At 28.7% G+C, this 7197-nt stretch carries 6 protein-coding genes; all 6 read right to left on the bottom strand.

Going from position 1 to position 7197, the window contains the following annotated elements:
• Positions 1–47: 47 nt before the first annotated feature.
• The 6 genes from V5784_RS09910 to V5784_RS09885 all read right to left on the bottom strand — a co-directional run bounded on the left by V5784_RS09910 (position 48) and on the right by V5784_RS09885 (position 6785).
• Positions 48–1304: a dTDP-glucose 4,6-dehydratase gene (locus V5784_RS09910; protein ID WP_336888854.1), complete on the bottom strand. Its 1257-nt coding sequence runs from the start codon at positions 1302–1304 to the stop codon at positions 48–50.
• Positions 1305–1683: 379 nt separating this feature from the next.
• The gene (locus tag V5784_RS09905; RefSeq protein WP_336888853.1) at positions 1684–2850 is read right to left on the bottom strand and encodes a nucleotide sugar dehydrogenase; all 1167 of its coding nucleotides are present in this window, start codon (positions 2848–2850) and stop codon (positions 1684–1686) included.
• A 241-nt stretch (positions 2851–3091) separates the two neighbouring features.
• Complete coding sequence (locus tag V5784_RS09900; protein WP_336888852.1) at positions 3092–3847, bottom strand: glycosyltransferase family 2 protein; 756 nt, start codon at positions 3845–3847, stop codon at positions 3092–3094.
• The gene (locus tag V5784_RS09895; protein ID WP_336888851.1) at positions 3837–4715 is read right to left on the bottom strand and encodes a glycosyltransferase; all 879 of its coding nucleotides are present in this window, start codon (positions 4713–4715) and stop codon (positions 3837–3839) included. Before V5784_RS09895 ends, V5784_RS09900 begins: the two co-directional genes overlap by 11 nt.
• Positions 4712–5707 (bottom strand): D-glucuronyl C5-epimerase family protein, encoded by a 996-nt coding sequence (locus V5784_RS09890; protein WP_336888850.1) that lies wholly within the window; start codon positions 5705–5707, stop codon positions 4712–4714. The genes V5784_RS09895 and V5784_RS09890 overlap by 4 nt, the downstream gene beginning before the upstream one ends.
• Complete coding sequence (locus V5784_RS09885; RefSeq protein WP_336888849.1) at positions 5694–6785, bottom strand: glycosyltransferase; 1092 nt, start codon at positions 6783–6785, stop codon at positions 5694–5696. The genes V5784_RS09890 and V5784_RS09885 overlap by 14 nt, the downstream gene beginning before the upstream one ends.
• Positions 6786–7197: the final 412 nt, after the last annotated feature.

Raw genomic sequence — 7197 nt, 5'->3', positions numbered from 1 at the left:
ATAGAATTATATGGAAAAAGAGTATAGATTTCCTATACTCCTTCACTCTATTTATTATACACCTCATTATAATATTTGGCATAATCACCACTCACTACATCATTTACCCATTCTTGATTATCCAAATACCATTTAATTGTTTTTTCGATCCCTACAATAAATGGTGTTTCTGGATAAAACCCAAGTTCTTTTACTGTCTTTGTCGGATCTATGGCATATCTCGCATCATGTCCAAGTCTATCCTGTACATAAGTTATTAGATCATAATTAATATCTTCAAGATTACATTTCACAATATCTTTATATTCCTCTTTTATCTCTTCCTTGTCACCTGTTACAAGCCTCTTAATTGTATCAATGGTCATCTTTACAATATTTATATTTGTCTCTTCATTGAATCCGCCAACATTATAAGCTTCACCTAATTTTCCACCATCAATTACCATATCTATACCTTTACAGTGATCTTCTACATAGAGCCAGTCTCTCACCTGTTTTCCGTCCCCATATACAGGTAACTTTTCCCCTTCCAATATGTTTTTAATTATAAGTGGTATTAATTTTTCAGGAAAATGATAAGGTCCATAGTTATTGGAACACCTTGTTACATTTACCGGGAAATGATAGGTTTCATCATAGGCCCGAACTAACATATCAGCACCTGTTTTACTTGTCGCGTAGGGTGATCTAGGATCTAGAGGAGTTCTTTCAGTAAAAAACTTACTCCCAAATATTTTTGGCATAGATTCTCTTCCATTTAATACTTTTTCTAATTCTTTTTTATCCAAACCATTGTCAATTGTACATTGTCCACTATCCATTAGAAACTTACCCTCAGGATATTCACGTTCAAGACTTCCATAAACTTCGTCAGTGCTTACCTGCAAGAATTTCTTTCCATTTTTATAGATAGGATATCCAAATTTATCTTTACCTACAGTCCAATTTTGTTTAGCTACATCCATCAATATCTGGGTCCCTAAAATATTAGTTTTTAGAAATATCCCCGGATCTTCTATGGATCTATCCACATGGGATTCTGCTGCAAAGTTTACAACAAAGTCAATATCATGATTCATAAAAATATTTTCTACCAATTCCTTGTTACAGATATCTCCTTTTACAAACTCTACCCTCTCATCTTTTATTTCTTCACTTATAGTTCCTAAATTCCCTGCATAAGTTAATTTATCTAAAACTATTAATTTACATTGTATATTGTCAATAGTACATTTTTTAAGTTTATATTTAAGAAAATTTGCTCCTATAAATCCTGCGGCACCTGTAATTAAATACTTTTTCATTATTTCACTCTCCTTTCAGATTATTATTTTTAACCATCATAACAGAGCAACCCTATCAACTCTGAGGACACTAAGAGAATCTTTTTCTCTTGACCCCGACTTATAACCGACTAAGGTCTGATTTTATCTTCTGACCTTTTTGGAACACAGAGACTCCCCGAGCCTAGATTAAAGTTTTCTCCGGGTTCTATGCTTTTTTCTTTCTATTTCTACCTCCATAAATAATAAAAAGTACAGAAAATAGATTTGCTATTTCTGTACTCTATTTATATATTCCATTTTATGGATTTTCTTTCTATTTTTTTTGATAATATTTTTATTTCATTTATTCGCATTGTACATTGTACATTCTCAATTTTACATTTATTTGCTGTGACTTTTAGTCCCGAGCAAACAGGTCTCTCGTATAGATCTTTTCACTTACATCTGTTAATTTCTCACACAGTCTATTTGTCACTATCACATCAGAAATTTTCTTGAATTCATCCAAGTTCCTTATAACTCTAGAATTAAAGAAACTTTCTTCCTTCAATACCGGCTCATAGATCACGACCTCTACTCCCTTGGCTTTGAGTCTTTTCATGATCCCCTGTACTGCTGAGGCACGGAAATTATCTGAGTCCATCTTCATAGTAAGTCTATAGATTCCAACTACCTTTGGATTTCTTTCTAATATCTTTCTAGCAATATGATCCTTTCTTGTGGTGTTGGCATCCACTATTGCCTGAATTATATTATTTGGTACACTCTCATAGTTGGCTCTAAGTTGTTTTGTGTCCTTTGGCAGGCAGTATCCACCATATCCAAATGAAGGGTTGTTGTAATGATCTCCAATTCTTGGATCCAGTCCCACTCCCTCTATGATCTGTTTAGTATTCAGTCCATGTACCTCTGCATATGTATCCAGTTCATTAAAATATGCAACTCTCAGTGCAAGATAGGTATTGGAGAATAACTTTACTCCTTCTGCTTCAGTAGATTCTGTAAATAAGATAGGTATATCCTCTTTAATAGCTCCTTCTGCCAAAAGATTAGCAAAAATTTCTGCTCTTTCAGATTTTTCCCCTACAATTATTCTAGAAGGATGAAGGTTGTCATAGAGTGCCTTTCCTTCCCTCAAGAATTCAGGGGAGAAGATGATATTATCTACACCAAATTTTTCTTTAATACCTTTAGTATATCCTACCGGTACTGTAGATTTAATTACCATGGTAGCATTAGGATTTATTTTTAATACATCACTAATAACTACCTCTACTAAACTGGTATCGAAGAAGTTATTCACTTCATCATAGTTTGTAGGAGTGGCTATGATTACATATTCTGCATCTTTATATGCTAGCTCTTTATCTAAGGTAGCTACTAAATTTAATTCCTTATTAGCTAAATAATCTGAGATATAATCATCTACTATAGGTGAAATTTTGTTATTTATCATATTTACCTTTTCTTCAACGACATCTAGTGCTACTACCTCGTGGTTTTGAGCTAAAAGTACTGCATTTGATAGCCCCACATATCCTGTTCCTGCAATTGCTATTTTCATTTGAAACTCCTTTTGACGCAGACTAAGTTCCGATCTTTAAAATCTAATAAAGTCACATCCAATATTTTTATTTTTAAAATTTTGAAAAAGAAAAAGGCCTCATTTACTAAAATATTTTTATCACAAATCACATTAATTAATACGAATTATAAAATGTCCATTTTTCTAACGCAGACTAAGGTCTGACTGTAAAGTGTCAAAGATTTTTCTTTTTCAAAGTCATTTTAAGTCTGCGTCAAAATTAGTTTTTCAATATCAACTTAGTAAATATATTCCATGAAAGATAATAAAAGGATTTAAAAATGGATAATTTTTCTATTTCTCTAAATAACTTCCAATTATACTTAATAAGATTTATTTTATTGCTTGAAACAGATCCATTAACTATTCTATATTGAGCTAAATTTTCTTTCAGACAATATCCATAATCTACTTTTTTTAATACCCGCAACCAAAGTGCATAATCCTGTCTTTTTCTAATTAAAGGCATATATATCTTTCCTAGTTTTTCTGCATTATACATCCCTGCAAGACATCCAATTTGATTTGATTTAAGAAATCTTGTATAATCAACTTTATCTTCCGACCTTACAACTTCATCAAGTAGATTTCCCTCTTCATCCATCTTTTGATACCAGGTATAAGTAAAATCATAGTTATTTTCTTCCATAAACTTAATCTGTTTTTCCAACTTTTCAGGGTGCCAAAGATCATCACTATCTAAAAAAGCTATATATTTCCCTTTTGCTTCCTTTATTGCTCTATTTCTTGCTACAGCGCCACCGCTATTTTTTTCTAATTTTATTAATTTTATTCTTTTATCTTTCTTTATATATCTCTCTACTATCTCAGGTCCTCTATCTTTAGAAACGTCATCTACAATTATCATTTCCCAATTTTCATAAGTTTGAGACTGAACCGACTGGATAGTTACTTCTATAAAATTTTCAGAATTATACATAGGAGTAATTACAGATACCAATTTATTAATTTTCAACCATATACCCCCTTATAAAAGATCCAAATTGAAGTAGTTTCAAATAAAAATAAACTAGATTAAAAATCATCATTCTAAACATTCCAGTGTTTACAACCATTTTCTTTGATATCCTATAATGCTTAGGCAAATTTAGAATTCTCAATAAATTAATAATAATACCTCTTGCAAAGGATTTGTTATGCTTTCTATACAATTCTCCTTCACCAAATGATAATCTTAATAGTTTCTTTTTTATCTCTAAATAAGTCTTCCTTGTTGGATGTAAAACTTTAATATCTTTTGAAAATTCAATTTCAAAACCTTTTTTAACGGCTTTTTTGGCAAAATTAAAATCACCACCCGAAGTAACTTCATCAAAAATTCCTATTTCATTAAAAGTTACCTTTAATAGAGCCATATTAGCGGTAGCAATTTCGTTACTTTTTACTCGTTTATCATTTCTCATATGAACAATTTTATCAAAATTTTCCCAAATATTTTTTTTATCTTTAAAATATAAATCAATATCTCCACTAATTATCTTATTATTTTTCTCATTGAATTTACTTTGAATATTTTTTAACCAATCTTTTTCAAGAATACAATCAACGTCTGTAAAAGCTAATATATCTCCCTTTGAATTAGTTAACCCTACATTTCTACTAGCATAAGAACTAGCTTTTCCATCATAAAATAAATACTTACAATCAATGTTAGAATTATCTTTTTTAAATTTATTAATCAATTCTTTAGTTTTATCATTTGAATTATTGTCTATTAAAATGATTTCAAAACTATTAAAATTAACCTTTTGAAATAAAATACTTTTTAAAAATTCAGGTAAAAATTGTTCTCCATTATACACAGGAACTATAACTGATATCATTTTTTCACTTCCAATACTTGTTTCAGAAACTTAAATTTTATGAAATATGCTTTCAATAAGTTAATCTTATTATTTTCATACTTTTCCCATTTTTCAAAATATTCTTTTATTATCTCATTTTTGGTTATATTATAAAGTACTTCTAATTGCTTAATATGAATATTATGATAATGAGCGGTACAGCTATTTATATTCCTTCCCACTTTAAAAACTTCGTCTGCTACATCATATTTAGTCCAAAACCCTAAATCGTACTCACTCAATGTATTTTCCAATGTTTTTATTCCTTGATCAAATAGTTCTTTTGCTCTTTGGTTCCCTAATCTTGAAAATTCATGCAATCCAAAAAGAGCAAAAATCATCCCATTCAATACATGGGGAGCATCTGGTTTTGAAGGATACTCTTCATAATATGGATTTTCTTTATAAAAATCTAATATCCCGTCTGATTCGACTTTTATTTTAAAAATCTCTAATGCTTTTTCTGCTTGCTTTTTATAAAGCTCATTAGATGTGAGTTGATAACCTCTTAGTAAAATAGATATCCCTCTGCTTTGTGCCATTCCAGAAGCCCAATTTTTCTTTAATTTAAATTTTGGAACTGGTACATTAGCTCTCCAAGTCCCATCTTCGTTTTGATTTTCAGAAAACCACTTTACTATCTTTAAAAAACGCTCTTCATTTTCTTTACTCTGTTCTCTCAAAAATGAATGGAAGATAGCTAAACCATATTGTCCTATTGAAATAGGGAAATAATGAAATTTTTTTTCTTTTCCTGTCGATATATCTATATATTCTGGTATTATTGGTATCCCTTCTTTATCAAAGTAAAATTCTTGACTTCCCCCTTTTAGCAAAAGTTCTTCATCAAATAGAAAATAATAATGTTTTAATTCTTTATTAAAATATTCATTCGCTATCTGATACTTCAAAGGGTTGGTAAAATCTTTATAAACTTTTTTCAAATAAAAAGCTAACTTATTTATTTTCATCATTCACCCCAAACTCATTATAAATCTTAAACATTTTTTGACTAATATCTTCCCAGTTATTGTTTTTTGATACATATTCATAAGCTGTAAGACCTTTTTTTAAAAGTACTTTTGAATCACTTTCAAGTTCTTTTTTTACAAGACTCATGTTTGATTTTAATTTTTCAATGTGTTCTTTTTCATTTCCATAATTATATGAATAATAAAAATCCCTTCTTATATCATTTAGAGTCCCTATATTCGATGAAATTACTGTCTTTTTATAAGAAAATGCTAGAAATACACTTCCTGAATTAAGACTACTTTCATTACTATAAGGTAATATTACTAAGTCACTTACATTTAAAAACATGCTAAGTTCTTCATCCTCTATAAATCTCAACTCTAGATAAATGTTCGAATTTTTTGAGAGGTCTTTAATTCTTGCTCTATATTCATCTGATTTTGGATTTCCTGCTATAACTAGTTTCACATTTTCAAAATTTAACTCATTAAATGCTTTAATTAATAAATGAGTATTTTTATACGGCTCCACAGATCCTAAAAATAAAAATACCTTTTCATCATCTTTAATCTTTAATCTTTCTCTTAGCTCTTGAGTTTGTTTTTCAGGGTAGGCGTCAATATAATTTCCATGTTCTATATACCTAACTTTCTTTTGGATTTCTTTTTCGCTCAACTCTTCTCTAAGAACTTTTAAACTATCATCATAACAATGAACTACAATCCTATCGCTACATTTCAATAAAAATCTATTTAATTTTTTTACTATTATATTTTTTTTTGCATCATGAGGTAATTTATTATGTAAAGTGTATACTACCTTTTTACCGGTAGTTTTTAAAATAAAAAGTAATATAAATTTAAATAAATATTCTAAAATATTAATAATCTTATTTTTACTATTTACTTTTAAAAACCAGTTAAAATGAAAAATTTTAGTAGTTTTAAATTTTTTAAAATCTGTCAAAACTTCTTTTAATCCATAAATTTTTATTTTTTTATTTTCCAATGACGATGTAAATAAATTTATATATTGATTCCTCATACTTTTATGAGGTGTGAAACAAATATTCATCTTTTTCCTCCTTTATTCAAAATTTAATAACTTAAAATTTAACATTAACCTTTTATTTTCTAAAGAAGACTCTTCTTTAGAGTTAATTTCCTCACTTAAAGAGGTTTTATCTATTCTAAACTCTTGTTTAAGAGATTTTATAACCAAAGTCCTCGTAAACATAATAAAAAAAATAGAATTATACTAAAGGTTATAATTAGGAAACACTTTTTTTCTTTAATAGCCATCTCACCAATTATTAAAGGAAAATATACTAAATAATATATCCCTATTCTATGGTGGTCGTGTTTGTCAAACAGTTTATGAAAAAACTTAAGCAATTTTTTGAGTACCAAAATATACCTTAGCAGGTGTTTCATAATCTAAAGAACTATGTCCTCTATCGTTATTATAAAAATTAATATACCTTTTT

It is taken from the genome of Psychrilyobacter sp. (assembly GCF_037132775.1).
Taxonomy (GTDB): Bacteria; Fusobacteriota; Fusobacteriia; order Fusobacteriales; family Fusobacteriaceae; genus Psychrilyobacter.
Note: the sequence above shows the minus strand (reverse complement) of the source record. Positions and strands in the feature narration are given on the sequence as shown.

What these genes read in the sequence shown, in the direction of transcription:
- V5784_RS09910 (WP_336888854.1), bottom strand. Translation starts at nt 1,304, where the DNA reads ATGAAAAAGTATTTAATTACAGGTGCCGCAGGATTTATAGGAGCAAAT.
- V5784_RS09905 (WP_336888853.1), bottom strand. Translation starts at nt 2,850, where the DNA reads ATGAAAATAGCAATTGCAGGAACAGGATATGTGGGGCTATCAAATGCA.
- V5784_RS09890 (WP_336888850.1), bottom strand. Translation starts at nt 5,707, where the DNA reads ATGAAAATAAATAAGTTAGCTTTTTATTTGAAAAAAGTTTATAAAGAT.
- V5784_RS09885 (WP_336888849.1), bottom strand. Translation starts at nt 6,785, where the DNA reads ATGAATATTTGTTTCACACCTCATAAAAGTATGAGGAATCAATATATA.
- V5784_RS09895 (WP_336888851.1), bottom strand. Translation starts at nt 4,715, where the DNA reads ATGATATCAGTTATAGTTCCTGTGTATAATGGAGAACAATTTTTACCT.